General features: G+C 37.0%; 20 protein-coding genes and 4 pseudogenes. 15 read left to right on the top strand and 9 right to left on the bottom strand.

Going from position 1 to position 26,175, the window contains the following annotated elements:
* Positions 1-854: 854 nt before the first annotated feature.
* Positions 855-2,213 (bottom strand): Na+/H+ antiporter NhaA, encoded by a 1,359-nt coding sequence (gene nhaA / locus ACFIMG_RS05010; RefSeq protein ID WP_375618444.1) that lies wholly within the window; start codon positions 2,211-2,213, stop codon positions 855-857.
* Between the two features lie 146 nt (positions 2,214-2,359).
* On the bottom strand, positions 2,360-4,066 hold the full coding sequence (locus ACFIMG_RS05005; RefSeq protein WP_375678281.1) for a hypothetical protein: 1,707 nt from the start codon (positions 4,064-4,066) through the stop codon (positions 2,360-2,362).
* A gap of 354 nt (positions 4,067-4,420) precedes the next feature.
* Here ACFIMG_RS05005 and ACFIMG_RS05000 point away from each other — a divergent pair, with 354 nt between their 5' ends.
* The 8 genes from ACFIMG_RS05000 to ACFIMG_RS04965 all read left to right on the top strand — a co-directional run bounded on the left by ACFIMG_RS05000 (position 4,421) and on the right by ACFIMG_RS04965 (position 12,658).
* On the top strand, positions 4,421-6,193 hold the full coding sequence (locus tag ACFIMG_RS05000; protein WP_375678280.1) for an SLC13 family permease: 1,773 nt from the start codon (positions 4,421-4,423) through the stop codon (positions 6,191-6,193).
* Positions 6,194-6,766: 573 nt separating this feature from the next.
* Positions 6,767-7,438 carry a tetratricopeptide repeat protein gene (locus ACFIMG_RS04995; RefSeq protein ID WP_375612087.1) on the top strand — a complete coding sequence of 224 codons (672 nt, stop codon included), beginning with the start codon at positions 6,767-6,769 and terminating at the stop codon, positions 7,436-7,438.
* A 4-nt stretch (positions 7,439-7,442) separates the two neighbouring features.
* Entirely contained in the window at positions 7,443-8,867 is a 1,425-nt protein-coding gene (der, locus tag ACFIMG_RS04990) for a ribosome biogenesis GTPase Der (protein ID WP_375629773.1), read from the top strand.
* A gap of 1,089 nt (positions 8,868-9,956) precedes the next feature.
* Positions 9,957-10,391: an AtpZ/AtpI family protein gene (locus ACFIMG_RS04985; RefSeq protein ID WP_375678279.1), complete on the top strand. Its 435-nt coding sequence runs from the start codon at positions 9,957-9,959 to the stop codon at positions 10,389-10,391.
* 7 nt (positions 10,392-10,398) lie between these two features.
* Complete coding sequence (locus ACFIMG_RS04980) at positions 10,399-11,157, top strand: F0F1 ATP synthase subunit A (protein WP_375612111.1); 759 nt, start codon at positions 10,399-10,401, stop codon at positions 11,155-11,157.
* 54 nt (positions 11,158-11,211) lie between these two features.
* Complete coding sequence (locus tag ACFIMG_RS04975) at positions 11,212-11,442, top strand: F0F1 ATP synthase subunit C (protein ID WP_005773968.1); 231 nt, start codon at positions 11,212-11,214, stop codon at positions 11,440-11,442.
* Positions 11,443-11,585: 143 nt separating this feature from the next.
* Positions 11,586-12,152 carry a F0F1 ATP synthase subunit B gene (locus ACFIMG_RS04970; RefSeq protein ID WP_273790398.1) on the top strand — a complete coding sequence of 189 codons (567 nt, stop codon included), beginning with the start codon at positions 11,586-11,588 and terminating at the stop codon, positions 12,150-12,152.
* A gap of 11 nt (positions 12,153-12,163) precedes the next feature.
* Positions 12,164-12,658 carry a F0F1 ATP synthase subunit B gene (locus ACFIMG_RS04965; protein WP_375678278.1) on the top strand — a complete coding sequence of 165 codons (495 nt, stop codon included), beginning with the start codon at positions 12,164-12,166 and terminating at the stop codon, positions 12,656-12,658.
* 124 nt (positions 12,659-12,782) lie between these two features.
* On the opposite strand, the gene glyS is transcribed toward ACFIMG_RS04965, so the two are convergent.
* The 4 genes from glyS to ACFIMG_RS04945 all read right to left on the bottom strand — a co-directional run bounded on the left by glyS (position 12,783) and on the right by ACFIMG_RS04945 (position 18,904).
* Positions 12,783-15,005, bottom strand: a complete 2,223-nt coding sequence (gene glyS / locus ACFIMG_RS04960) for a glycine--tRNA ligase subunit beta (protein ID WP_375678277.1) — start codon at positions 15,003-15,005, stop codon at positions 12,783-12,785.
* Positions 15,005-15,946, bottom strand: a complete 942-nt coding sequence (locus ACFIMG_RS04955) for a glycine--tRNA ligase subunit alpha (RefSeq protein WP_375606430.1) — start codon at positions 15,944-15,946, stop codon at positions 15,005-15,007. Before ACFIMG_RS04955 ends, glyS begins: the two co-directional genes overlap by 1 nt.
* A 91-nt stretch (positions 15,947-16,037) precedes the next feature.
* Complete coding sequence (locus ACFIMG_RS04950) at positions 16,038-17,732, bottom strand: tetratricopeptide repeat protein (RefSeq protein WP_375678276.1); 1,695 nt, start codon at positions 17,730-17,732, stop codon at positions 16,038-16,040.
* A gap of 95 nt (positions 17,733-17,827) precedes the next feature.
* Complete coding sequence (locus tag ACFIMG_RS04945) at positions 17,828-18,904, bottom strand: polyprenyl synthetase family protein (RefSeq protein ID WP_375678275.1); 1,077 nt, start codon at positions 18,902-18,904, stop codon at positions 17,828-17,830.
* A gap of 179 nt (positions 18,905-19,083) precedes the next feature.
* On the opposite strand from ACFIMG_RS04945, the gene ACFIMG_RS04940 reads away from it, so the two are divergent.
* The 6 genes and pseudogenes from ACFIMG_RS04940 (at position 19,084) to ACFIMG_RS04915 (ending at position 23,697) form a co-directional block, all read left to right on the top strand.
* On the top strand, positions 19,084-19,872 hold the full coding sequence (locus ACFIMG_RS04940) for a tRNA1(Val) (adenine(37)-N6)-methyltransferase (RefSeq protein WP_375678274.1): 789 nt from the start codon (positions 19,084-19,086) through the stop codon (positions 19,870-19,872).
* Positions 19,873-20,064: 192 nt separating this feature from the next.
* Positions 20,065-20,913: a S49 family peptidase gene (locus ACFIMG_RS04935; RefSeq protein WP_375612095.1), complete on the top strand. Its 849-nt coding sequence runs from the start codon at positions 20,065-20,067 to the stop codon at positions 20,911-20,913.
* Positions 20,914-21,151: 238 nt separating this feature from the next.
* Positions 21,152-22,060, top strand: coding sequence for a 4-(cytidine 5'-diphospho)-2-C-methyl-D-erythritol kinase (locus ACFIMG_RS04930; protein WP_375678273.1), 909 nt, complete (start codon positions 21,152-21,154; stop codon positions 22,058-22,060).
* 198 nt (positions 22,061-22,258) lie between these two features.
* Positions 22,259-22,894 carry a ribonuclease HII gene (locus tag ACFIMG_RS04925; RefSeq protein ID WP_375678272.1) on the top strand — a complete coding sequence of 212 codons (636 nt, stop codon included), beginning with the start codon at positions 22,259-22,261 and terminating at the stop codon, positions 22,892-22,894.
* A 205-nt stretch (positions 22,895-23,099) separates the two neighbouring features.
* Positions 23,100-23,380, top strand: a pseudogene (locus ACFIMG_RS04920) (type II toxin-antitoxin system RelE/ParE family toxin).
* Positions 23,381-23,397: 17 nt separating this feature from the next.
* Positions 23,398-23,697, top strand: coding sequence for a HigA family addiction module antitoxin (locus ACFIMG_RS04915; protein WP_375678271.1), 300 nt, complete (start codon positions 23,398-23,400; stop codon positions 23,695-23,697).
* A 57-nt stretch (positions 23,698-23,754) separates the two neighbouring features.
* Here ACFIMG_RS04915 and ACFIMG_RS04910 read toward each other — a convergent pair.
* The 3 genes and pseudogenes from ACFIMG_RS04910 to ACFIMG_RS04900 form a co-directional block, all read right to left on the bottom strand.
* Positions 23,755-24,651: pseudogene (locus tag ACFIMG_RS04910) on the bottom strand (tyrosine-type recombinase/integrase); the annotation flags it as partial.
* Positions 24,652-24,776: 125 nt separating this feature from the next.
* Positions 24,777-24,956: a hypothetical protein gene (locus tag ACFIMG_RS04905; protein WP_375678270.1), complete on the bottom strand. Its 180-nt coding sequence runs from the start codon at positions 24,954-24,956 to the stop codon at positions 24,777-24,779.
* Between the two features lie 103 nt (positions 24,957-25,059).
* Positions 25,060-25,419 (bottom strand): annotated as a pseudogene (locus ACFIMG_RS04900) (DUF488 family protein).
* A gap of 463 nt (positions 25,420-25,882) precedes the next feature.
* Between ACFIMG_RS04900 and ACFIMG_RS04895 the strand changes: the two are divergent.
* A pseudogene (locus tag ACFIMG_RS04895) lies at positions 25,883-26,175 on the top strand (filamentous hemagglutinin); the annotation flags it as partial.

The following is a 26,175-nucleotide window of genomic DNA, read 5'->3' as shown; positions in this document are numbered from 1 at the left end:
CAAGCCCCCACATTATGGCGCCTGTGGATGGCGTAACGTAAAGTTTATGGGGGACCACCATCTCCTTTACTTAGATCAAAGGTGTCAGCTGGTCGTCATCATTTAATTTTTAGTTTTCCTGTTGAACAGCGCTTATATGGATATGATGAAGCATTCTTATTTCTTTCTTCAAATAATCCATACTTCTCCTCGGCTTGTGACGTGTAAGAGAATAGTCTTGATTGATTCATCATGTACAGATTTGAAATGAGGAAATCATACGATATTTAGACTCCATTCAAGATTTATAATGATAAGTCAAATATTTTTTTATCCAAAAATAATGTGCTTTTAAGAAGATAAAAATTAAAGTTATTTAGAATACCGCAATAAAATCAGTAACGAGGAAGGTGATTTATTAGGAAAAAATAAGTCATGGAATTACTTAACTGATTATTGAACTTTGCTTATTCTTATCTGTTTCGTATGATTAAACATAAGATATTGATTTATAATAATTAATTTTTTCTTTATAGTGAATAATAGTCCCGACGAAAGGCAGCTTTTCTGAAACCACGAAGCCTTTTATATTGAAACAATTAAAATCATTTTTGTGCACACCATGAGTGGAGCCGGTGCATGAGTAAAAGAATATTGAAGAAAGGAATAAAAATATCTCTTATAAGTCTTCTTAAGAGTCAAAGGTGTTGTAACATTAGAGGCTCGTAAATAGTATGATGATGTTAGTTTTCTCCTTCATAAGTGTAAAGATGAGGCGAGACAACAGCTTTTACATTAAATATCGTCCGAACCCAACAAATGAGCGAAATCGCTTTTTAAAAGTTCTGCATAAAAATGTATTTTCAGTTAGTTTGTTAGGAACTATGAGAAATTCCTTTATTGCGCTTAATATAAATAAATCCATATCCCAGACCGATAAGGGCAGATAAACCTGAGCCACAAAGGACCCCAATTTTTGCCGCATCAAGCAGAATAATATCTTTAAAAGCGAGCATTGAAACAAAAATAGACATTGTAAAGCCAATTCCTGCTAAAAAACCAATGAGTAAAACGCCTGTCCAGGTCATATGAGGGGGGAGGCGGCATAGCCCTGATTTTACAGCTATATAACTGGCAGTGATAATACCAAGAGGCTTACCGATGAAAAGACCAATGACAACACCCAGAACAATCAAGAATGATTTGTCAGAAGAAAGATCAAAGTTTGCAAAACTTACTCCTGCATTTGCGAAGGCAAAAACTGGCATGATACCGTATGCAACCCATGGATGCAATGCTTTTTGAACACGTGTTACTGGGGCGATCATGGCCCGTTGTCCTTTGCGCATCTTTTTCAATGCTGTTGAAATATGATGCAGATCTGTTTTTGTATTTTTTTCTTGAAGAATTTGCATAGCGTTACTGAGCATGGTGAGTGGCGCTACAAGAGTACGGGTAGGAAGAACGGGAGTCATCATCCCTAAGATTACGCCAGCAAGCGATGGGTGAACGCCTGTTACCATTAAACCCCACCAAATGATTGCACCAGGTAAAATGTAAAGCCATGCTGATGCAAGCCCGATCCACTGAAAAAATAGTACCAAAGCAATACCCGCTCCTGCAATCATTAAACCGCTAGGATCAATGTTTGTTGAGTAGAAAAAAGCAATAATAAGAACAGCGATAATATCGTCAATAATTGCTAATGATAGAAGAATAATATGAAGATTAGAAGGAATTTTTTTCCCTAGAAGAGCAAGAATACCTAGAGCAAAGGCAATATCTGTTGCTGTTGGCACAGCCCAACCGCGGATATGTCCCTCGTTAAAATTGAAGATAAAGTAAATAATTGCAGGAACACAAACGCCCCCTATTGCAGCAACAATTGGTAAGATTGCTTGTTTAAAATCGGCAAGAGCCCCTTCATGAATTTCGCGTCGAATTTCCATTCCTGCGACGAGAAAGAAAATAGTCATAAGGGCATCATTAACCCAGAAATGTAAATCCCATGAAAGAGTGAAATGACCCAAATTAAAGCCAAGAGGTGTATGCCAAAAAGATTCATAGAAAGCAGCATATTTAGAATTGGCAAAAATAAGTGCAGAAGCAGCAGCTAATAAAAGAACAACACCACTAAGAGCTTCAATATGGAGAAAACGCTCGATAGCAGAAAGCGCTTGATTAGTGACACGAGAAGCGCGATTAGGCAGGCGATTTGAAGATAAATCAGACATGAACAACTCCAAGCATCGTCAATTTTAGATTCTATACTCTCTGTATAAATGACTTTGTATGATACCTTCTGTATCATACAAAAGAAAAAAGAGGAATAAAGTTCTTAATTTATAGACAAGATCATCATGTTTAAAGCACAAAATGTTTAACGCGACGCTTCATTTTTAATAGTGAGATGTACTTTGCTTAAAGCCTTAGATAGATCATTTTGTAGAGCAGATTCGAGATCAACTATTGCGAGACCTTTATTATCTTTTGCTTTAATTTTAACGATCAATGTTTGTGGATTTTTAGCAAATTCTCCTAAGGATTTTGAAATTTTTTCTGCTTCGTCATGATTTTTTAGCAGAATTTTTGGAGTCTGCGTCATCATTAGATAGAAATCGTCATAAAGTTCCTTTTTTAGATCATGTTGGCTGTCATTAAGATTTTGCGCAAGATAAGAAAAAAGCTTATCAATGAAACCTGCATCCGTATATTGTATATCAATTTCATTGATGCCAAGGTCTTGAGACGCAGCAATCATTATATTTTTCTGACCAGAAAAAAGCTTTTCATCAACATCAATAACCTTAGCCGATATGTTCCCAGATCCAACGTTTTTCATATTGAAAGACATTGTATCAAGAAAGAGCATACGTTTTTTTTCATCGTAAGAAATATCAATTTTTCCTGAAACATTAAAGCGCTCAAAGTTCAGATTTTTGAAGAACTCTAAGTCTTTTTCATTCATTTTTTTAGGTAAAACGGAAAGGTTATTGAGAGAAAGAAAAAGCTTTTTAGGGATAGGTTGTTTCCACAAACTTGGTTTGAATTGGAATGATTCGAGCGTTGCTTTCAACTGCGGTATATCAACGGTGATATTATCAACTTTGGCATCCGCTGAGGTAATGGCGAGCAGTATGTTTAGAAGAAGACCATTTTGTGCTACTTTTTCAGCGATTTTATTATTCTCTTTTCTCGCATTAAGATAAGCTTTGATTAATTTTTCAGGAGTTTGCTCAAGCGGTTTCATCTTTAAACCAGATGTTTTAAACTGCCCAAGGAAGAAAGAGCTGTTTTTTTCTGCTTCTTCAAAAATATCGACACTTATATTATTCAAAGAAATGGGGCCAGTAACGGTTTTACCTTGATTGAGAGCATTGTTTTTTCCAAAAATGATAGAGTAGGCATAGTTGATGTCGATATCATGGGCTTTTATTGTATCACTTTTAGCCATAAGTTGCATCTGTTTGGCACCATTTGCTACGACCGTTTTAAGATCCATATTTTTGATACTAACTGAATGGATATGGTTATTTCTAAAATCAGAAAGCTGGAAATTCTTGATTTCAACCGTTTCTGTTCGGTTATTTTTATTCTCTATAGAAAGTTGTATATTGGGAGCAATAATTGAGGAAAGCTCAATACGCATCATTGATTGTAAAAGACGTGATGTTATCGTTCTATCTTTTTCTTTTAAGGATACATTCCGAAGAGAAATTTGGGGAATTTGCACATGAATATTATTATGCTTTAAATCAACATTATAAAATGTAAAAGTTCCGGGAATAAAGGAAAGAGGAGGACGGGCAGAAATGGCACCAATTTTAAGTGATGTACCAGCTGGAACAGGTATTGTCACATTCTTCAAATTGATTTTACCTAGAATGCTTACTTCAGATGTTTCGGCTTTTATGGAATGACGGGTTATTTCTTTTCTTACAAAACTGTCAAGATAGGGTTTTGCAATATAAAATCCACCAACAATTATAATTGCCAAGATAGCAACAAATCCAATAATGCAAGTGAGCCAATATCTGAGGTTACTTTGATACCCACTATTAAGATTGACCATTCTTTCTTCTTTCATTTTTATCACTCTTTGAATTGAGAGTGAAGATAAATTCTTTTAAGCAACGACAAAGGTTTAAATATAGCTTGTACCAGTTTCAACAATTATCTACTCTCTATATTAGAGTTATTCTCATCTTTTTTGCAATATAGCTTTATCAACTTTTATCAATTTTCTTTGGGTTCAGCACTTTATAGAAAAGCACGCATAATAAGGAGAGGCAAGTTTATGCGCATCATAATTTTTTATCACTTTAAAATTATCCTAAAATATTCCGATGTCTGCTTTTATCTTGCTGCTGTTTATAGGAATATTTAAAACATAAAAAATATGTTCTTGTTCATTATAATTTAATGGGGAGAGGTAAGTGTTATGACAGAAAATCAAATAATGGCTTTTTCGATCATTGGTCTCATGATGGTTGTTTTTATTTGGGATCGATTTCGTTATGATCTTGTTGCTATTTGTACTTTATTAACAGCTTGTGCCCTTGGTCTTGTCAGTCCGAAGGAAGCTTTTAGCGGTTTTAGTAATGATATCGTTATTATCGTGGGGAGTGTGTTTGTTGTCAGTACGGCTGTATCTCGCTCTGGTATAATGGAATTTATTATTCAACGGATATGGCCAGACGTGAAATCGGTGCGTCTTCAATTAGCGTTTTTGGTTCTTTCTGTTGTCGTATTATCAATGTTTGTTAAAAATATTGGTGCTTTGGCGATTATGCTTCCGATAGCTTTTCAGTTTGCACGTCGTTCTCAGGTTTCTCCTTCTGTCTTTTTGATGCCCATGGCCTTTGGTTCTTTGTTGGGGGGGCTTATGACACAGATAGGAACATCTCCCAATGTTGTTATTTCAGCGATGCAAGAACGTTTAGCAGGAACACCTTTTACTATGTTTGATTTTACACCAGTTGGTGCGGTTGTTGCGACGGCTGGTGTTGTATATTTGGTTCTTTTTTATTGGCTTTTGCCTGTGCGTGTGCGTTCAGGTGTATCATTTGATGATGCCATTGATATTCGTAATTATGTTGCAGAAGTGCATATTCCAATAAATTCACCGATTGTGGGAAAAAATATTGTTGATTTGGTTAAGCCATCAAGTGGTGATGTTATGGTGATTCAAATCATCAGAAACAAAGTATCTATTTCACCATTACCAGATTTTGTTTTGTCTGAAAATGATATTATTTTACTGGAAGGATCACATACAGGGTTAGATAGCGTGATGAACTCTGCTCGTTTAGAGTTTTCTAAGGGGCGAACTATTGCTGCAGGTGATAAGGACAGTGACATTGATATTATTGAAGCAGTCATTACCCATAATTCACCTCTTATTGGTATTAGTGCGAAAGAGTTTTCCCTATTTGATCACTATAATGTAAATTTGCTTGCGTTAAGTCGTCAACATGAAAGGGTGCGGGGAAGACTTGATGATATTATTTTCCATCTTGGAGATGTGATTGTTTTGCAAGGACAGGATGCAGTCATTCCAAATTTATTAAGAGAATTGAAATGCTTGCCCCTAGCAAAACGAAATATTGTGTTTGGAAATTTACGACATGGTTTCATCTCTTTAGCTGTTTTATTTATAGCAATTATTTTTACAGCTTTTCATATTGTTCCAGTTGCTTTTTCTTTCTTTTCTGCTGCTGCTGCAATGGTGATCTTTCGTGTTTTGCCCGCGCGTGATCTGTATCAGGCATTAGATGGCCCAATATTAGTGCTATTAGCGGCTCTTATTCCAGTGAGTGAAGCGTTAGAGAAAACAGGATGTACGGATCTCATTGGTCAATGGCTGAGCCAATTGGCAATATTTTTCCCGCCATCTGGTGCTTTAGCGCTTATGTTGGTGACAGCTATGTTGGTCACGCCATTTTTGAATAATGCAGCAACAGTGATGATGGTAGCACCAATTGCGTCAAGTTTTGCTCATTCCCTTCATTATAAGCCTGAAGCTTTTTTGATGGCTGTTGCAATTGGTGCGGGCTGTGAGTTTCTTACACCTATTGGACATCAAAGTAATATGCTCGTGATGGCGCCAGGAGGATATCGTTTTAGTGATTATCCACGTTTAGGTGCTCCATTGGCGGTGTTGATCGTTATTATTGCTGTTCCAATGCTTATGTGGGTTTGGCCCTTACAATAGGATATTTTTAGAAACTTTAAGAATCAATTATAAAAGGTTGTTAATCGTATGAAGATAAGTTGAAGGGATATACTTTATATATAGAGCTTTAACTGAAGATTTGGAATTATACCACACTGTAATCATGGCGCTTCGGTATTTTTGATACAGATAAAAATTTATCTATTTGGTTTTAGTAGATATTCATGGAAATTTACTGTTTATTCAAGTTTTTTCAAGAATTGGTTTTTCTATTATAATTGTATAATCCAATACAACCAACGATTGCGGTTGAAGACTTTAAAAGATTATTCCTCTATATAATGGAGAGAAAGTTCGCTTGAGATGATAGGCAATCATGATAAATATTAAGGCAGTGAATTTTTCATAATATGTAAAAGCTGTAATGTGAACAAACAGGGTGCTTACATCATTTTCGATTAAGACTGTTGCAAAAATCTGATTGAATTGGCTACATATTGATTTAAAATAAATAAACGAGCAATTTAAAGATTTTTAGTTAATTAGGGCTACCATCTTTATCCATTTATGCGTAAAAGCACAGGTGAAGTAACTTTTTTCAAGGTATGATATATGTCGTATGATAGTTTTATTGCTGAAGTGAATGCAGAATTTCGTCAGGAAAAGGCGCTTGCTTTTTGGAGACGGTATGGTTTTTCAATTATTGGAGCGGCTGTTCTTTTTATATTCATGATAGTTGCTTATCAAGTTTATCATCATACACAAATAAAGAAAGCTGGTTATATTGGTGATGCATTTGTAAAGAGTCTTGATCTTGCGGATACACGTGATTTTGATAAAGCGATAAAGCAATTAGAAACTGTTAAAACCTCTCATTTTGGGGGGTATCCTTTTCTTGCTCGTTTACGTGAGGCTTCTTTACTCATGGAGAAAGGTGATATTATTAAGTCAGTGGAGATCTTTGATTCTGTTGCAGCGGATGAGAAAGCACCGCAGATTTTGCAGAAAGTTGCAAAAATTCGGGCGGCTTATATTCTGGTTGATACAGGGACATTAGCTGATGTTGAAAAGCGCATCAAAGATATGGCAAGTGATACCGATCCTATGCGTATGTCTGCAAGAGAAGCTTTAGGCTTAGCTGCTTATAAGGCGGATAAAATGGATGAGGCGGTTTATTATTTTAAGAAAATTTCTGAAGAAGGTTCTTTGGGTTTAAAAATAACAGATCGGGCTCGAATGATGCTTGAGCTTATACAAGCTGAGGGCAAGGCAAATAAGGAATAAATCGATGAGCCTTACCATTGCTATCGTTGGTCGTCCCAATGTTGGGAAGTCAACACTATTTAATCGTTTGGTTGGGCAAAAATTGGCTTTGGTTGATGATAAGCCTGGTGTAACACGTGATCGGCGTATTCATGCGGCAAAACTTCAAGATCTACGTTTTGATGTGATTGATACGGCTGGGCTGGAAGAAGCAGGTGATCATACACTTGAGGGGCGTATGCGTTCTCATACAAAAGTTGCAATTGATGAAGCGGATCTTATTTTATTTGTATTTGATGCAAAGAGCGGAATAACACCAAGTGATTTAAATTTTTCTTCATTGGTTCGCAAATCAGGAAAGCCAATTGTGCTTGTTGCCAATAAGTCTGAGTCAAGAGCGGCAACAGGAGGAGAGTATGAGGCGTGGTCATTAGGTTTGGGAGAGCCATGCCCAATATCGGCTGAACATGGTTTGGGACTTAGTGATCTGCGTGATGCAATTATAGATGCTGTTGGGTCAGAGCATGTTTTTGGCAACAACAAAGAAGAAGATAGAATGATACAACCTGCATCTGTTGGTGATGATGTAAAGGATTTGGAAGAAGAGGAGCTTATTTACGATGAAAGTAAGCCCATTAGGATTGCAATTGCGGGGCGTCCCAATACAGGAAAATCCACTCTTATCAATAGTATGTTGAAACAAGAGCGATTGTTAACAGGACCAGAAGCAGGACTCACGCGTGATTCTATTTCTGTAGATTGGGAATGGCGTGGTCGTCATATTAAACTTTTTGATACTGCAGGTTTACGTCGAAAGTCAAGAATTCAAGAAAAATTAGAAAAACTATCTGTTGCAGATACTTTGCGTGCTATTCGTTTTGCAGAAGTGGTGGTCATTGTTTTTGATGCAACGATACCTTTTGAAAAGCAGGATTTACAAATTGCTGATCTTGTGATTCGTGAAGGGCGTGTTCCAGTTATTGCTTTCAATAAGTGGGACCTTATTGAAAACAGTCAGACCACATTGATTGATTTGCATGAAAAATGTGCGCGATTTCTTCCTCAAGTTCGTGGTTTGAGAGCTGTTCCTTTATCAGGACAATATGGTCAAGGGATTGATAAACTGATGGAAAATGTCATGATGATGCACCGTGTATGGAATCGTCGCATTTCGACGGCTAAATTGAACCAATGGCTTGGAACTGTTGTGGCACATCATCCACCTCCTGCGGTTTCTGGACGTCGACTTAAGGTTAAATACATCACACAGGTTAAGACACGTCCTCCTGGATTTATGATTTCCTGCTCGCGCCCCAAAAGTATGCCTCAGTCGTATTTGCGTTATCTTGTCAATGGGTTACGTGAAACATTTGATATGTCTGGTATACCCGTTCGCATATCATTACGCGCCTCTGATAATCCTTTTGCGACACGTTCCAAGAAGAAATGATAACTCTTTAATTTTTTAAGTGAATGAAATCTATACTTAAGAATCTTAAAAATAAGTTTTTAAATGATCGTTCTTTTCATAAAAGAAAAAGTTTTATTTGCTAAAGTTTTAATTTTATTGATAATCATTTATCATGAGCGCTATTGAATAGAGCTCTCTCATCTTGATAAAGATCATTTATTTGCATGTCATGAGAAGAGTTTAATAGGGAGTATTTAAGAAAGAGTACATAATCCTCTTAATGGGTTATTTAAGTGCAAGAATAGATGCAATATGAGGGTAGGGGAATATAATTATGATGCTTGTTTGAAAAGCAGCATTAGATTATCGTTTCATAAAAATAAAGCTTATGAATAAGCGCTTTTGCTTACGATAGTTTGTCTGAATAAAAAGCAAAAATATTTGCTGAATCTACGGATATTCAATTGTAAAGAGCGAAATTCATAAAAGTGGATTAAAATTGTATAAAGTAGTATGGTAATCGTATTTAAATTTTATTGTGTTCTATTGGCTTAATCTATTTGAAATTTTGGATTTATTAATATCTTGTATTTAAAGGACCTTCTCTTAATACCCTCAAGCTCATTTCGTGATGGGGCCTGTAATGGCGTATATAAAATACTTTGCGAATAGGATCATATAGAAACCATTGATTATTTCATTTTCATAAAATAAAAAGTGCAAGTTTATTCGAATAAAAGGAGAAAACCAATGCTCTCATACTGTTTTTAGCTTTCTATGTTCTCTTTCAAAACTAGGACTGATATAACATTGGGAGTCGGAAAATAAGATGGTATTGGTTTACAACTTTTGTTAAGTGTAAAAATGGTTGTTCTATGAGTTTTATATTATTCACGTGAACTTTTCGTTATACATTCACGGGTGCTGTCGTGAAATCGGTTTAGGTGCTTGGAATATCTTTTTAAGAAAGCATGTAAATTGAAAAATACGTTATTTCTGCAATAAAATTTATACGATAACTTGTGATAGATTTCTTTTAGTATCTTGACGAATAAATTCTGGAACAATATGATGCACACGGTTTTATGAAATGTATTCTTACGTTGCTTTTTAATTAAGGAGCCAATGATGGCGATGGGCGAGAAACCCGTTATGAGCCGTAAGGAGGCTGAAGAGGAAAAGCAAGGAGAGTGTCTTCATTCAGAGGATTTGGAATGTCGTAGTAGGAACTTAAGCGTAGCTTTAGTGCGCAAGCAAGCATTAAAGAAGCGGGAGCGTAGGAATAAGCGGGAAAAATCACAAGGAAGGATGGCAGGTGCAATTAAGCTTTCCAGTGAGTTTCTGGCAAGTATTATAGTTGGTATTGTTTTGGGGTTGGGGTTTGATAAGTTAGCAGGTTCATGGCCTTGGGGATTGGTATTTTTTCTCTTCTTTGGGTTTGCTGCTGGTGTATTGAGTATTCTTCGGTCTGTGGGGTATGTTTCCTCCAGTCAATTAGGAAAAAAAGGCGTATTGCGCCAAGATAAACAAAATAAAGGGGCCAATGAGAGGTCCGATAAATGAGGTTGAAGTGACAGCGCACGCTCCAGATCCTATTCATCAGTTTGAGGTTTTAAGGCTGATTAAGATTTCCATAGGAAATATGGATTTATCGTTTACAAATGTATCATTGTTTACAGTTCTCACGGTTGTTGTAACTTCTATTTTTCTCTTTATTTCATCATCGAGTCGTGGATTGGTTCCAACGCGGATGCAGTCTCTTTCGGAAATGGCATATGAATTTGTAGCATCGACTCTGCGGGAATCATCTGGTGTGCAGGGAATGCAGTTTTTTCCTTTAGTTTTTTCTCTGTTTACTTTTATTTTGGTTGCTAACTTTATTGGTCTCTTTCCTTATTTTTATACGGTTACGTCTCAAATCATGATCACGTTTTCGTTAGCAATGGTGGTAATTTTGACGGTGATTGGTTATGGCTTTTATAAGCATGGGGTCAGTTTTTTGAAACTGTTCGTTCCCAGTGGAGTTCCTGTTGTGGTTTTACCTCTGGTGACAATGATTGAGGTTATTTCTTTTCTCTCCCGTCCAATTAGTCTTTCTCTTCGTCTTTTTGCGAATATGCTTGCTGGTCATATTACGCTTAAAGTGTTTTCTGGGTTTGTTGTTTCAATGATTGGGGTAGGAATCGTAGGTGTGGGTGGTTCGATTTTACCGCTTATTATGACTGTAGCAATTACTGCTCTTGAGTTTTTGGTCGCATTTCTTCAGGCTTACGTCTTTACGGTTTTAACTTGTATGTATCTTAATGATGCAATTCATCCAGGACATTAATAGAACTGGCGGTTTTCCGTCGAATAATGCAATTTCGCTTTAAAGGAGAATAACATGGAAATGGTGCTTGCAGCAAAATATATTGGCGCTGGTCTTGCTTGCTTTGGTATGGCTGGAACAGCTTTAGGACTTGGTAATATTTTTGGTAGCTATCTTTCTGGTGCATTACGAAATCCATCAGCAGCAGATAGTCAGTTTGGACGTCTCGTCTTTGGTTTTGCTGTAACAGAAGCTTTGGGAATTTTTTCATTGCTCATTGCTTTATTACTTCTTTTTGGGGTTTAATCATTATCAAAAGGGTATATCTGTTCTTGCATGAGGAAAGATTTACCCTTTTAGGCTCTTAACTAGAGAGATGCCAGAGAGATGTTTGTCAGTTATCATCGGTTATAGAGGGCTTTAATAAGCTATTTAAAGGATGAAAGAAGATGTTTGTTTCAAGCGCTTATGCACAGAACACTGAAACGTCGATAGAACATATTAAAAAGGTAGCAGAGCATGCAAATCGTGTGTTTCCGCCTTTTGATTTTGTGCATTTTGGTTCGCATTTTTTCTGGTTGGCAATTTCTTTCGGACTGTTTTATCTTTTTATCTCCCGTGTAATTGTACCACGTATTGGCGGTGTTATTGAAACACGGCGAGATCGAATCGCATCTGATTTAGATCAGGCAATGCGCATGAAGCAAGAAGCAGACATTGTTGTTGAAACTTATGAGCGGAAATTAGCAGAAGCGCGTTTGAACGCGCAGGCTATAGCGCAGGTAGCTAGTGAAGAATTAAAAGAAAAGGCAGAGCTTGAACGGAAAGAAATTGAAGAGAGTCTAGAGAAAAAACTCGCAGATGCTGAAAAACAGATAGCAAAAATTCGGGATAAAGCGATGCAAAATGTTGGTTCTATCGCTGAAGAAGTAGCTCTTGAAATTGTGAAAAAATTGATTGACGTTGATATCAGCAAAGAGGCTGTTCGTTCAGTTGTTAAAACTGCGGATTATTGAGGAAGACAAAGATGACTGATACTTTTTGGGCATTTGTTGGGTTAGTTCTTTTTTTGGCTCTTTTAGTCTATTTCCAAATTCCACAGAGGGTTATACACCATCTTGATGCGCGCGCGAAACGTATCAAAGATGAACTGGATGAGGCTCTGCGTCTTCGTGAAGAGGCACAGGAAATATTGGCTGAATATCAACGCAAACATGCAGAAGCAGAAAAAGATGCGCAAGAAATTATTGCAGCAGCAAAGCATGAAGTTGAATCTGTTATTGCTGAGGCCCGTGCAAAAGCAGAAGAATATGTAAAAAACCGCAATAAATTGGCAGAACAAAAAATTGCCCAAGCAGAAGCGGATGCAATACGCATGGTTTCTTCATCGGCGATTGATTTGGCAATTTCTACAGCACGTACCATTATTGCAAGGAAAATAGATTCTAACAAGGCAGATGAACTTATCAAAGAGTCTCTTGAGAAAGAATCATTTATCAAAATGAAAACATATCTTAATTAATGATATTTGAGAGATAAAGAACAGTCTCTTTGGTTGCATAATTTTCTCAATATTAATTAATAAAAGTCATAAAAAAGAAAAAATTATCTTCATTGTTTTTATCAGTTAATAGGGTATTTTGATTTTAAATGACAAGTTTTGAGAAGTCTGCAACCGATTGTGTAACAATGTGAGTGCGTTTGAGAAGAGCAAGACGGTTAGCACGAACATCAGTTTTTTTATCATTCACCAATACTTTTTCAAAAAATATATCAATCAATTTTCCAAGTGGCGCTAGCACACTGAGTGCAAATGATAAATTTGTTGCATTGATGGGAGCAAGAACCTTTCTTTCTACTTCACAGATTGCATGATAGAGCTGCTTTTCTTCTTTCTCGACAAAGAGCTCAGGATTAATTTCATTCGCTATTGTTGTGCTTTTTTGAAATTCATTTTCAAGAATATTGGCAGTACGTTTTACAGAGGCTACAAAGTTCATTCCATCGTGGGTATTGATGAAAGCGATAAGCGATTCGACACGACGTGCAACCAATAAAAAATCATCAGAATCTTTATTTAAAACGGCTTCAAGGGCATCGTAACGAGCGCCTTCCTCTTTTAGATAGATTTTCAAACGGTCATGAAAAAAGAATAACAGATCTGATAAAATATATTCTGTTTTTTCTGGAAGCAGATTCTGCAATTGTGAATTTTCTCTTTGAGAGATTTCATATTTATTTTTTTGTTGTAAGAAAAGATTCGTTGCTAACTGGAACAGCGGCATAAGATTGATTTTCCAATCTCGCGAAAGTACAAGCCTAATAATTCCCAATGCTGCTCGTCTTAACGCATAGGGATCTTTTGAGCCCGTTGGTTTTTCATTAATGAGCCAAAAGCCAACGAGCATGTCAATTTTGTCGGCGAGCATAACGGTTATAGCAAGTGGTTCTTGTGGAAGACGATCTGTTGGTCCTTGAGGTTTATAATGGTCTTCGATTGCTACAGCTACGCGAGGATCTTCCCCTTGAAGAAGGGCGTATTTTTGCCCCATAACACCTTGTAGTTCAGGAAATTCTCCGACAATTTCTGTTTGCAAATCAGCTTTTGCAAGGATGGCTGCACGTTTTGCTAAAAGAGGATCTGTTTGTATCAAAGGGGCAATTTCTTGTGCGAGTGTAGCAATGCGTTCTATTCTTTTACCTTGTGTACCTAATTTAGCATGAAAGGTTACATTCAAATGATCAAGTCGCGCCATTCTTTGATCGAGAGGTTTTTTTATATCAAGCTCAAATTTTTTTATAGAAGATTCCAATTGTTGAAGATCAGGCAAATCATGCTGATCGGTTTGCCAAAAATGAAGTGCATCAGAAAGACGGGCACGGACAACCTTACTATTTCCTTTCGAAATTTCTTTGCCTTCATCATTTGCAAGAATATTAGAAACGAGAATAAAATGATGAGAAAGTTTTACTTTTTCTCCTTGTTTGCGGGTGACAAAACATTTTTGATTGGCTCGAATGGTCAAGCGAATAATTTCTGGAGGAATATCAAGGAATGATTTGTCAAAATCACCCATCAGGATAACAGGCCATTCAACAAGACCAGCAACTTCTTCTAGGAGGGGATTATCTTGAACCAGTTCTAAACCGTTTGCAAAGCAGAGATTTTGGGCATCAGCTAAAATAATATTCTTTCGTCTTTCGGCATCCAGAATGACTTTATGGGTTTCAAGTTGAGTAACATAGTCATCAAAGCGGCGCACTTGAAATGGCTCTCCATCACTTAAGAAACGATGACCATAAGTTAAATTATTGCTTTTAAGAGAACCAATTGTAAACGGAATAACATGTGTTTCACCAATTTCTTGTCCGAAGATGCAAAGAATGTTTTGTAAAGGTCTAATCCACTTCAAAGTACCACTTTGTGCTGAATCTTTTCCCCAACGCATAGATTTCATCCACGGAAAGTTGCGGATAATATCCGGTAAAATATCGGCAATAATTTCTTCTGCAGCTCGACCTTTTTTAACAATTTTAGCAATATAAAAATGACCTTTTTTATCATCATGTCCAATATGCGCTTCAGAAACATCATTTAATCCTGTTGCACGTAGAAAACCATCAATTACATGCTGTGGTGATTTTATACTGGGACCTTTGCGTTCTTCATGGACATCTTTGGAGCGTGTGGAAAGTCCGCGTATGTCCAATGTTAGCCGACGAGGTGTCCAATATTCACGAGCAGCTTCATAGATCAATCCAGCATTCACAAGTTGATCTGTAACAGATTTCTTAAGATCAGCAGCAGCTTTTCGTTGCATACGTGCGGGGATTTCTTCACTGAAAAGTTCAAGAAGAAGATCAGACATTAGGCTTCTCCAGTATATATTTGTCCAGCTTCTGTGAGTAAGAAGGCTTCCCCACAACGGCGCGCGAGATTACGAACGCGAAGAATGTAATTTTGTCGTTCGGTTACAGAAATAACGCCACGTGCTTGCAAAAGATTAAAGATATGGCTCGCTTTAATACATTGATCATAGGCAGGAAAAACACAGCGATGGAATACATTTTCTTTATTTGGTTTTCCAGCATCAAGAAGTGCGCTGCATTCGCGTTCTGCATCGATAAAGTGCTGATGGAGCAGTTTTGTATCAGCAAATTCGAAGTTATAATATGAGTATTCCTGTTCTGCCTGTAAAAAAATATCTCTATAACTTATTTTGTTTTCTCCCTCCAAACCATTAAAGTTAAGGTCATAGACGTTATCAACCCCTTGGATATACATCGCTAGACGCTCAAGACCGTATGTGAGTTCCCCTGAAACTGGAGCGCATTCAATGCCGCACACTTGTTGAAAATAAGTAAATTGAGAGACTTCCATTCCATCGCACCAACATTCCCATCCAAGCCCCCAAGCACCAAGAGTGGGACTTTCCCAATCATCTTCAACAAAGCGAATATCATGCAGTTTTGTATCAAGCCCGATAGCTTGTAGCGACTTTATATAAAGTTCTTGTAGATTGAGCGGAGAGGGTTTGAGAAGCACTTGGAATTGATAATAGTGTTGTAAACGATTTGGATTCTTACCATATCGGCCATCTGTTGGACGTCGAGAGGGTTGGACATAAGCAACTTTCCAAGGGCGTGGTCCTAGAGAGCGTAATGTTGTTGCTGGATGAAAAGTCCCAGCTCCGACTTCCATATCGTAAGGTTGCAAAATTGCACACCCATAGTGTGCCCAATAATTTTGCAAAGTTAATATTAGTCCCTGAAAAGAACGTTTTGGGTTAAGATGTTCAGGCAGTTTCACGCTTTATACTCTTTATATTGGACTAAACAAAAAACCAAAGTAATTTTAGTTTCTCTATTTATTATTCATGTGGTTTATGGTTAAGCATCGTTTATTGCAAACCAAATTTCAACTTTTCTTGAATTTGTTCAGAATTTTCTGGTTTTCCGTCAATTGCGTGATTCCATTGAAAGATTGCTTCACGTTTACGCCCAACTTTCCAATAGGCATCCCCTAAATGATCATTTAGTGTTGGGTCCTCAGGTTGTAATCTGACAGCATTTTCTAATATTTGCACTGCTTTATTATATTCTTTTAGTTTATAATAAGCCCACCCTAAAGAATCGAGAATATGACTGTTGTGAGCTTGTAAAGCAGAGGCTTTTTGTAGCATACGGAGCGATTCTTCAAGCTTCTCACCACGTTCCACAAGGGAATAGGCTAAATAATTAAGAACCTGCGGTTGATTTGGGAAAAATTCAAGTGATTTTCGCAAGTCAAGTTCTGCTTTTGGCCATTGCTTTAAACGTTCAAAAGCAATACCACGCTGATAAAAGAGTTTCCAATCGTCCTGCTGAAAGTTTTTTATCTTTGTAATAGCGTAGTCTAGAGTTTTAATGGCCTCAAGAAATTTATTGTCCTGCATATAAAAAGCAACGAGCGTTATCAAAATATTACGATCATTGGGAAATTTTTTATTTAACAATGTGAGTAATTTTATTGCTTCTTTGTAATTGTTGTTATTGGCAAGAAGGAATGCAAGATGAAGTTGTCCATCTTTATAATAAGGAGATTTAGGGGATAAAGCGCGATAAAGTTTAATTGCTTGATGTGGATCGTTCAATTTAGCAGAAATGTGTGCGAGCTGAAACAGTGTTGCGTCATTTTGAGGGTATAAGGCGAAAGATAATTGCTTAAAAATACGTGCAATTCGCCCTGAGTTTTTGTAGTTGAGGGCTGTTCCAAAATTATATAATACCTCGGCTGCTCCTTGTTGAGGTGTTTTAATAACTCTCTCTAAGAAAGAATTTTTTTCAATTTTTTCTTGAAAGTTTTTAAGGACTTCTCGACCTGACAACATTTGTTCGCCATGCTGGATTGTTTGAAGAGCTTGGTTGCGCATATTATGGCGCAATTGGAATGAGGCATAGGCTATGATAATACGCTCATAAGTATTAGGAGCGATAAGAGTTCCCTGTTTGTTACTCAGTGCTTTAATGAAATATTTTTTTGCATCCTTTGGCCGTTCTGCAAGGTCGCTCATAAGTGCTAGATGATAAGATATAAAAAGATCATACCAGACAGGACCTTTGAGTTTCTTAAGATCATCGATTGCCTGAGATTTTTGTCCAGATCCAAATGTAATCCAAGCGCCGATGAGTTCAGGTATTGGATTATTGGACGTAGGAAGTTCCTTTAATTTCAGAAGAGCCTTGGCATTCTTATAATCTTTTTTGATGAGACTTTCTACTGACAAAGTTAAGGAAACAAAGGGAGTTATAACATCGTTCTCTTTTAGTTTTTGGGCTTGTTGGACAGCTTCTTTAAAGTTTCCGACCGAGAGCATAGCTTCAAGGAGCTCTTTTTGTGTTTCAATGTTATTAGGTTGATAAACCAGTGCTTGTTTAAAATAATTGATAGCAAGTTCTGTTTTATTTTCATGATTTGCAACTCTTCCAGCTAAATAAGCACCTGTAAATGAGCTTGTATGAGTTGCTGCACTTATTTTACTGTAGGTGAGGGATGGCATCAGCATGATACCCACGATAAAGAGGGCAAAAAGTCGAGATACCGTTGCAGAGCACATGGAGCTAATCCTTTTCAAGATAATCAATTGATGGTGTTGTTTATAGATCATATCTCATTACTGTGTTGAGAAATACTGCGATTCTTGCAAAGAATTCAGTTTACACGCGCAATACAAAATTCAACAGTCTCAACGAGAGCATTATAAGCAAGATTTTCATTCATGGGAACAAGAGCATCAATTGCATATTTTCCATAGATGCGTGATTGTTCTATTGTATCTGTGATACTATCATACTTTTCCATTAAGTGTTGCGCGTGTGCGAAGGATTCATCATTATTATTGCCATCTTCAAGCGCTTTTTTCCAGAAATCTTTTTCTACCATATTCCCACGCTCATATGCGAGAATAACAGGCATTGTGATTTTTCCTTCTCTAAAATCATCCCCTATATTTTTTCCTAAGTTTTGAGCACTACCGCTATAGTCAAGTGCATCATCAATTAATTGGAAAGCTAAACCTAAGGATGTTCCATATTCACGTAATGAAGAACGCTCTTTATTTCCATAGCCAGCAATAATGGGTCCTACTTCAGCGGCTGCTGAAAAAAGTGCTGCTGTTTTTGCATTGATGATTTTGAGATATTCTGAAGGGCTGGTTTTTATATTTTTTGCGGCAGAAAGTTGCATAACTTCTCCTTCAGCAATAATTGCAGCAGCGTTGGCTAGGACAGAGAGTGCTTCTATGGAACCGACATCGACCATCATTTTAAAGGCCTGGCCCAATAGGAAATCACCAACAAGTACACTTGCTTGATTCCCCCAGATCATCCGTGCTGTAGATTTTCCACGTCGTAAATTACTTTCGTCAATCACATCATCGTGTAGTAATGTTGCTGTATGCATAAATTCAACAGCTGTTGCGAGTTTTATATGCCCGTCACTTTGATAACCGAACATATGAGCAGAAGCGAGCGTAATCATTGGGCGTAATCGCTTTCCACCTGATGAAATAAGATGGTTAGAAATTTCAGGGATCATCTCAACCTCTGATTTTGCCATAGAGAGAATAAATTGATTTACGCAATCCATATCTTTTTGAGTAAGATTGACAAGAGATTGAAGAGAAATTTGATTATTTCTTATTTGTTTTGGTTTGATAGCTGCACTCAATGTGTTTACTCCTAGAGTATTGCAATGGACATATATAAAATTTACTTTATTCATTAGCATAAAGGGGGTTTGGTTTTGACTCAAGCTTTTGATGTCGTTTAAAAGTGTTAGCTTGGAATGTTATTGGCAAGAAATGTTCTTTAGCGAGTGTAATCTTATTATTATGAAATAATAAAAAATTTAAAATAGTAGCTGAATGGCAAAAATGCAATTTATAAAGGTGAGCATTAGGCTTTTAAATGGATAAAGCAGCGAATCAGAGTGGTGAAACAATTGACAGTTTTCACCGCGGAAAATTTTATTTGGTTCAACCCCATAAATATGGTCATCGTTCTGGAATGGATGCGATGTTATTAGCTAGTTTGGTTCCAAGTGATTTAAAGGGCAAGGTTGTTGATTTAGGTGCAGGTGCTGGAGCTGCGGGTTTGGCTGTTGCTTCGCGTTGTCTGAAAGTTCATGTTACCTTAGTTGAACGTTCAGCTTTTATGGTATCTTACGCTCAAAAAACGCTTATGCTAAAACAAAATAAACAATTTGCTAGCCGAATTTGTTTGCTAGAAGCAGATGTTACCTTCAAAGGGAATGCCCGTATAAAAGCAGGTTTGATAGATAATAGCTTTGATTTTGCGATTATGAATCCACCTTTTAATAATCCCACCGATCGTAAGACACCTGATAAACAAAAATCTGAAGCACATGTTATGTCTGAAGCAATGTTTGATAACTGGTTGCGGAGTGCAGCAGCTATTGTTAAGCCAGGTGGATACTTAGGGCTCATTGCACGTCCACAATCGTTGAGAGATATCTTGCATGCTTTAGAAGGGCGTTTTGGTGGTATTTGTATAATTCCTGTGCATGCCCGTGCGAAAACAGCAGCAATTCGTCTTTTATTTTACGCAAAACGAGGAAGCAGAGCAGCTTTATCTATTTTACCGGCATTGGTTATACATGAAGGTAATGACCATACTTTTTCACCTCGAGTTGATGCAATTAATAATGGATATATAAGCTTGTGGGAACTTTTCTAATAGTATCTTGTGTTTTTTAGTTTATTATTTAAAGTCTACACTTTGTCATTAGGGAGGCTTAGCTTTTGGGTGAAGTTATATTTCTGATTGTAATGTGGGGATTGATTGGCGCTTTTGGATGGTATCACGTTGTTCCTTTTTGTTGTCCTTGCCTATTTAATTGTTCTTAATTTATAAGGAGATTTTGTTTTGATGGATTTTATTAAAAGTTTTATTCCACGCCGTTTTTCTTCCGATAAACTTGAAATTCCTGTGGTGCGCCTTCAAGGAGCAATTATGGATTCATCAGCATCTATATCTCGTACCCTTTCCCTCAGTAGGTGTGCAAATCTTTTAGAGAAGGCTTTCGCACACAAAAAGTCACCGGTTGTTGCACTTATTATTAATTCTCCTGGTGGTTCACCTGTACAATCGCGTTTTATCTTCAAGCGCATTCGTGACTTGGCAGAAGAAAAAAATAAAAAGGTTCTTGTGTTTATTGAAGATATTGCAGCATCTGGTGGTTATATGATTGCTTGTGCAGGGGATGAAATTTTTGCAGATCCTTCTTCAATTGTTGGTTCCATTGGAGTGGTTTCTGCTTCCTTTGGTTTTCCGGAACTTTTGAAGAAAATTGGTATCGAACGGCGTGTATACACAGCAGGAAAGAACAAAGTTACATTAGATCCATTTCAGCCAGAAAAAAAGGCGGATATTGAGCATTTGAAATCTCTCCAACTTGAAGTGCATCAAACTTTTATCGATTTGGTTAAAGAACGGCGTGCTGAAAAATTATCAGATGATTCGAATCTCTTTACAGGAATGTTTTGGAGTGGAAAACAAAGCGTTGGGCTTGGTCTGGTTGATGGATTGAATGATGTACGTTCTGTTATTAAGGAGCGCTTTGGTAATGATGCAAAACTTCGACTTATTATGCCTCCAAAAAGTTTTTTAGGACCTAAAACGCCTTCAGGAGTGACGGCACATACGGTTTATACAGTCGTTGATAGTGCATTGATGGCAGCAGAAGAGCGAGCTCTTTGGCAGCGTTATGGTTTGTGATGGAAAGGATCATTCAAGCCAGAGAGATTTTTATCTAAAAACAGATACTAGAAGAAAAAAGGCTTGAAATGATAAGAATGAGAACATGTCGTTTATTTTGTATGAGAACTCTTTATATTTATTGTTTTTTTAGAAAACGATTAAGAATATTCCAAGCTGTTTATAGGGCTCGTGCTAAAAGTATGGGTAAAAGGGGGGAATTTTTAAAAGAACCCTATGTAAGTGAATATTACGTCATATGATATCAAATGTACAAACTTCGTTCCAAAGACATTCCTATTTATTTACACCTATTAAATTGAATTTAGCTTTACATGTTGTGGGGCAACGTGTTGATGGGTATCATTTAATAGAAAGTTTGGTTTATTTTAGTCTTAGTGGTGATTGTCTACACTATGCACCTTGTGAAAATAATCAGTTTGTTTTGACGGGGTCGTTTGCAAAAGGACTTGTTTCTCATTTAGACAATTTGGTTATTTGCGCACGGGACTTTATGCATAAGACTTTTCCGGAATGTGCTCAACCTGCTTTTTTTCGGCTTGTAAAAACATTACCTGTTGCTTCAGGCATTGGTGGCGGCTCAGGTGATGCAGCTGGGGTTATCAGCATGTTGCGTCAACAGTGGAATCTTGATTGCCCTTACGAAGAATTAGCAAAAAAGAGCTTAGTTCTTGGTGCTGATGTTCCCATGTGTCTTTGTGCATTAGAATATCAGCAGCCGCTTTTGGTTAAAGGAATTGGTCAAGAGATGATACGACTAAAAGAAGCTTGTTCATTAGCAATGGTATTGGTTAATCATGGACAAGAGATTTCAACACAAGCTGTTTTTAAAGCGTTAGAGAAGCGTCATAATCCTTCTTTAAAAATTAATACAGACGCTTTAAAAAGTGTTGATTCATTGGTTGAAGCTTTACAAGAAACGCGTAATGATCTTTTTTCTCCTGCATTAAAAATAGCACCTCAGTTAGCTGAAGTGTTATCTATATTAGATGAATGTGGGGCTCTTTTTTCCCGTATGTCTGGAACGGGAGCAACTTGCTTTGGCATTTTTAAAAATAAACAAACGGCGCAACAAGCAGCTCTTTTTATCAAATCAATGCACCCAAATTGGTTTGTAAAACCTATCATGACTTTAGGAAATATTTGATAAATAAATATAAAAGCTTTTATTTCATCATGATTTTATTATACATAATGAAAGAGGGTAACCAAAGAAATGTGTTTTTTATTTTTTGTGCAAGAATTCGTGGAATGTTTGAAGAGCCATTTAAAACTGTAATGCTTGCAAAAAATGATCAGGCTACAGAAATAGATGTATGTTTGTTGTATTTGTGATGTATCAAAGATGTTTAATTTGCCGCTTCAACCAAATTTTTCGTGCGAATTGGATTTGCAAAAACAGGGTTTTTTTCATATAGCAGGTGTTGATGAAGTAGGACGGGGGCCTCTCGCTGGACCTGTGGTAACAGCAGCGGTTATCTTGGATAAAGATCGTATTCCTAATGGGTTAAATGATTCAAAAAAACTTTCTTTTCTCCAACGAAATAGACTTTATCATGAAATTTTGCAAAGTGCATTAGCGGTTTCAGTCGCCAGTCTTTGTGCTCGTACAATTGATCAATCTAATATTAGAAAAGCAACTTTAGAAGCAATGCGTCGCTGTATTATAGGATTAGCCATTCCAGCCCACTATGTCCTTGTTGATGGGCGTGATATTCCTTCTGAGTTGTCCTGTCCTGCAATGGCGTTGATTAAGGGCGATCAGCGTTCAGTTTCAATTGCAGCCGCATCTATTATTGCGAAAGTAACGCGTGATCGGATGATGGAATGTACAGGACAAGTTTATAAAGGGTATGGTTTAGAGAAGCATGTAGGTTATGCAACGCTAGCGCATCGTACAGCTCTTGATAAATATGGACCAGTTATAGGATTACATCGTTATAGTTTTGCACCACTAAAAGAGTGTAAAAAAGGCAATTAAAATCAATAATTTATTACAAGAGTAAGGGATTTTATAATCATTGATTCTGTTATGTTTTTTTGGGTGTCTATCCCTAACCTTTTTGAAGCTTTTTTATCACTTATTCCCATCCATTTTTTCCAGATATAGAATTAGATATTTCTAACATGGGCTTGACTCTTATTGTTATTAACCGTATAGCAACGATATACGACAAGGGGCGGTAATGGCAATTGTGAGTTTTAAATATAAGGGCTTAAAATTATTTTATACAACAGGTTCCACAAAAGCTATTTGACCAGATCACTTAAAAAATTACGCGTTATCTTAACGGCTTTAACAAGTGCTACTACGCCTGAAATGTTGAGAGCGCCTGGCTTTAAAATACACCCTCTTAAAGGTGAACTTACAGGGTACTATTCTATATGGATGAATGGAAATTGGCGTGTTACTTTTCGCTTTATAGGAACAGATGTGGAGCTTGTTGATTATCAAGATTACCATTGATGAGAGGAATGAAAAAAATGACGCATAACCCCGCACATCCGGGTGAAGTTCTGAAAGTAGCTTTCTTAGAAGAAATGGGGATAACAATACAAAAATTAGCTGATCATCTCCATATGACAAGAGCTTCTTTATCAAGAGTGATTAACGGACATGCTTCTATAAGTATCGAGCTTGCTATTAAATTAGAATTAGCTGGTTTTAGTAAAGCAAAATTTTGGTTGGATATGCAAACAAACTATAATTTATGGCAAACAAAACAACAGGCACAACCACCTATTTCTCTTCTTGTTTTTGATACACCTCAAACGCCGCTTTGATTTCGTTAATAATTTTGATGGTGCTTTGGTTTGTTTTTTTAGCTGCCGCCCATTGCTCTAACTTTTTTGTAGCTTTTTGATTGCTTCTATTGCAAGTCGTTTTCTATCGGCTGTTTTGGTACAAAGGGATGCCATTTTATCTTCGGTCCAGCCAAAAAGCGCTTTCATTTGTGAAACCGTAGCACCAGCATTGGCAGCACGTTTTGCTGCTAATTTTCGCAATCGGTGCGCTGATTTTTTAATATCCGCCGCATTACATGCTTCACGAAAGAGGTTGCCAAAACTTTCTTTGACAAGCTTATTTCCACCTTTACCACAAATGAATGTTTGATCACCTATGGGACCAATTTTAAGGGTTTCCTCTAGTTCTGGTAAAATAGGAAGAAAAACATCTGTTTTAAATTGGCTCTTTTCTGTTTTGAGATAAATGATATTATCTTTGACGTCTTTCCAGCCGATACGAACGGCATCACCACGACGCAAGCCTGTATAAAGAAGAACATCAATCCAGACGCGTTCATGTGTACCATGTGACCAATGGTGATAATATTTGTCTATGTCCTCTTCTAGCCATGGCAGTAATCCCCCACTGTTTAAAGATTTTGGTGCTTTTATATTAAAGGCAGGATTTCTATTTAAAAGGGCATTATCAACCGCCCAATTAAAGAGATCGTTTAAAGAGGTCAAAAAATATTTTGCCGCTGCGAGAGTAGCTCGCCTTCTGTCTACGGCGTCAAGGATGTGGTGTTTTTCTATGCTTTTATGTGCACGATCAGCAATATTTTTAGAAACATTGTTCAGAATTCGATATTTAACTTTTTTAGTAGATTCTAATTGATTATGCCATTGCATGCTTTGTAAATACTGATGCAATAACCAATCGAAAGAGCCTTTTGTAAGTCTGTTTATTTTCTTGGAGATGCCATTTTGCGCTTGTTTAATAGCCAGCGTATATTTGCTCTGATGGAAATCAATGGACTGTCATAAATTTTAGCTTTTCCACTAATAAATGTACTACCGAAAACTTGTGCATCCCCAAAAACTTTGGCATAACCATAGACTTTTGCATCATCACTTATTCAGCAATTGCCATCATGACTTAGATTGTCTTCTTTTTGTATAAAAGCGCCAAGATCACCTGCCTTTACATCTCCAAAGTCTCTCAAAGCACGGATGCAGTAAAGTGTAATGTATCCACCAACCTCAATTGTTTCATTAGTCAGTTCATATTTCTTTTCCTTGATTTGCGCAGAATTCACCCGTAGCGTGAATCATGCATCACTTAAAAGTTATTAGGAATGGGTAGGGGGCTGGGAGGCATATGGGCACTCCCATTTTTTAAAAATATGCAAATTTATTTTTTTAGATGTGCTTAATTTCATATTTCCAATCAGGCAACGGAATGAGAGCTAATGCGAGTTGTCCTCTATGACACATGCATACATTAGCTTCAAAACAGGTGATTGCAACGCGCTTTTTGTTTAAAAAAATTTGATATAATTTGTTTATTGCACAAGAATTATCCTTGAGAGTTGTATTTTGATAATCTTCAAAAAGGCGATCATAATCTTTTGTGTTTTCAAATTTCTTCGTTTTTCAGAGGCAATTCCAAGTTCAGGCATATGCTATATATTCAATATCAATGTTGTTTACAACTTTCTCTAATTGTCTTTTTGAAAATCCGTATTTTCTGCTTATTGGATTTTTACGAATATCATACAAAAGTTTAATATTATTTTTGATAAGTTGATTGAAATAGTCCTCAAAGGATTTTCTTTCATAGCCAATGGTAAAAAACAAAAGCTCTCATCTTTAGCAGGCTGTATGATAATATGTTTGATGTTACACACGTTTATTTCCTTAGTAAATAGGTGGGGGCTCTATGAGCGCCTCTTTCCAAAAGGATANAAGATAAAACAACTTTGACCGGAGGTATTATTGAAAGCACAGCCTCGGCAGAAAAAACAGCCTGACCACAGGAAGTATCAGTACCAGTGATATCACCAACAGTGCGCATGCTCAAGCCAGCAGCCATGGGTTTAGCATTTCTGGGAATGACACGATAAAGAACATTGCCAAAAATGTTTTAAATCACGGCAAAGCCAAGGATGGAGCAGAAGGGGAAACCAAATCTGCTATCAGTGATGGGAGTATCATCCTTACTGATATAACTGGACAGACGGCGATGGGGCAAGATGCTGGACAAATCATTGGCTCTCTCAACCGTAACACCGCAGCAGCCCACCAAGCAGTAGGACAGCTAGATGTTGCACCGCTTGAGGGAGCAGTGCATAATCGCGTAGATATGATCAATGATTTATCGGATGAAGGATTGGGATACTTTGATAAAATTTATAAAATCGCCTATGTCAAAAAACATCCTGAGGGTGAGGTTGAGCATGATGAAAATGGCAATGTCCTCTATGCAACAGATAAAAATGGAAAACCTATCAAAGACAGTTATGGAAGACAAGTCCC

The organism is Bartonella sp. AP11XZML (assembly GCF_042196445.1).
GTDB lineage: Bacteria > Pseudomonadota > Alphaproteobacteria > Rhizobiales > Rhizobiaceae > Bartonella.
Note: the sequence above shows the minus strand (reverse complement) of the source record. Positions and strands in the feature narration are given on the sequence as shown.

What these genes read in the sequence shown, in the direction of transcription:
- nhaA (WP_375618444.1), bottom strand. Translation starts at nt 2,213, where the DNA reads ATGTCTGATTTATCTTCAAATCGCCTGCCTAATCGCGCTTCTCGTGTC.
- ACFIMG_RS04940 (WP_375678274.1), top strand. Translation starts at nt 19,084, where the DNA reads ATGGATAAAGCAGCGAATCAGAGTGGTGAAACAATTGACAGTTTTCAC.
- ACFIMG_RS04950 (WP_375678276.1), bottom strand. Translation starts at nt 17,732, where the DNA reads ATGTGCTCTGCAACGGTATCTCGACTTTTTGCCCTCTTTATCGTGGGT.
- ACFIMG_RS05000 (WP_375678280.1), top strand. Translation starts at nt 4,421, where the DNA reads ATGACAGAAAATCAAATAATGGCTTTTTCGATCATTGGTCTCATGATG.
- ACFIMG_RS04915 (WP_375678271.1), top strand. Translation starts at nt 23,398, where the DNA reads ATGACGCATAACCCCGCACATCCGGGTGAAGTTCTGAAAGTAGCTTTC.
- der (WP_375629773.1), top strand. Translation starts at nt 7,443, where the DNA reads ATGAGCCTTACCATTGCTATCGTTGGTCGTCCCAATGTTGGGAAGTCA.
- ACFIMG_RS04995 (WP_375612087.1), top strand. Translation starts at nt 6,767, where the DNA reads ATGTCGTATGATAGTTTTATTGCTGAAGTGAATGCAGAATTTCGTCAG.
- ACFIMG_RS04925 (WP_375678272.1), top strand. Translation starts at nt 22,259, where the DNA reads ATGTTTAATTTGCCGCTTCAACCAAATTTTTCGTGCGAATTGGATTTG.
- ACFIMG_RS04930 (WP_375678273.1), top strand. Translation starts at nt 21,152, where the DNA reads ATGATATCAAATGTACAAACTTCGTTCCAAAGACATTCCTATTTATTT.
- ACFIMG_RS04985 (WP_375678279.1), top strand. Translation starts at nt 9,957, where the DNA reads ATGGCGATGGGCGAGAAACCCGTTATGAGCCGTAAGGAGGCTGAAGAG.
- ACFIMG_RS04935 (WP_375612095.1), top strand. Translation starts at nt 20,065, where the DNA reads ATGGATTTTATTAAAAGTTTTATTCCACGCCGTTTTTCTTCCGATAAA.
- ACFIMG_RS04945 (WP_375678275.1), bottom strand. Translation starts at nt 18,904, where the DNA reads ATGCTAATGAATAAAGTAAATTTTATATATGTCCATTGCAATACTCTA.
- ACFIMG_RS04970 (WP_273790398.1), top strand. Translation starts at nt 11,586, where the DNA reads ATGTTTGTTTCAAGCGCTTATGCACAGAACACTGAAACGTCGATAGAA.
- glyS (WP_375678277.1), bottom strand. Translation starts at nt 15,005, where the DNA reads ATGTCTGATCTTCTTCTTGAACTTTTCAGTGAAGAAATCCCCGCACGT.
- ACFIMG_RS05005 (WP_375678281.1), bottom strand. Translation starts at nt 4,066, where the DNA reads ATGAAAGAAGAAAGAATGGTCAATCTTAATAGTGGGTATCAAAGTAAC.
- ACFIMG_RS04965 (WP_375678278.1), top strand. Translation starts at nt 12,164, where the DNA reads ATGACTGATACTTTTTGGGCATTTGTTGGGTTAGTTCTTTTTTTGGCT.
- ACFIMG_RS04975 (WP_005773968.1), top strand. Translation starts at nt 11,212, where the DNA reads ATGGAAATGGTGCTTGCAGCAAAATATATTGGCGCTGGTCTTGCTTGC.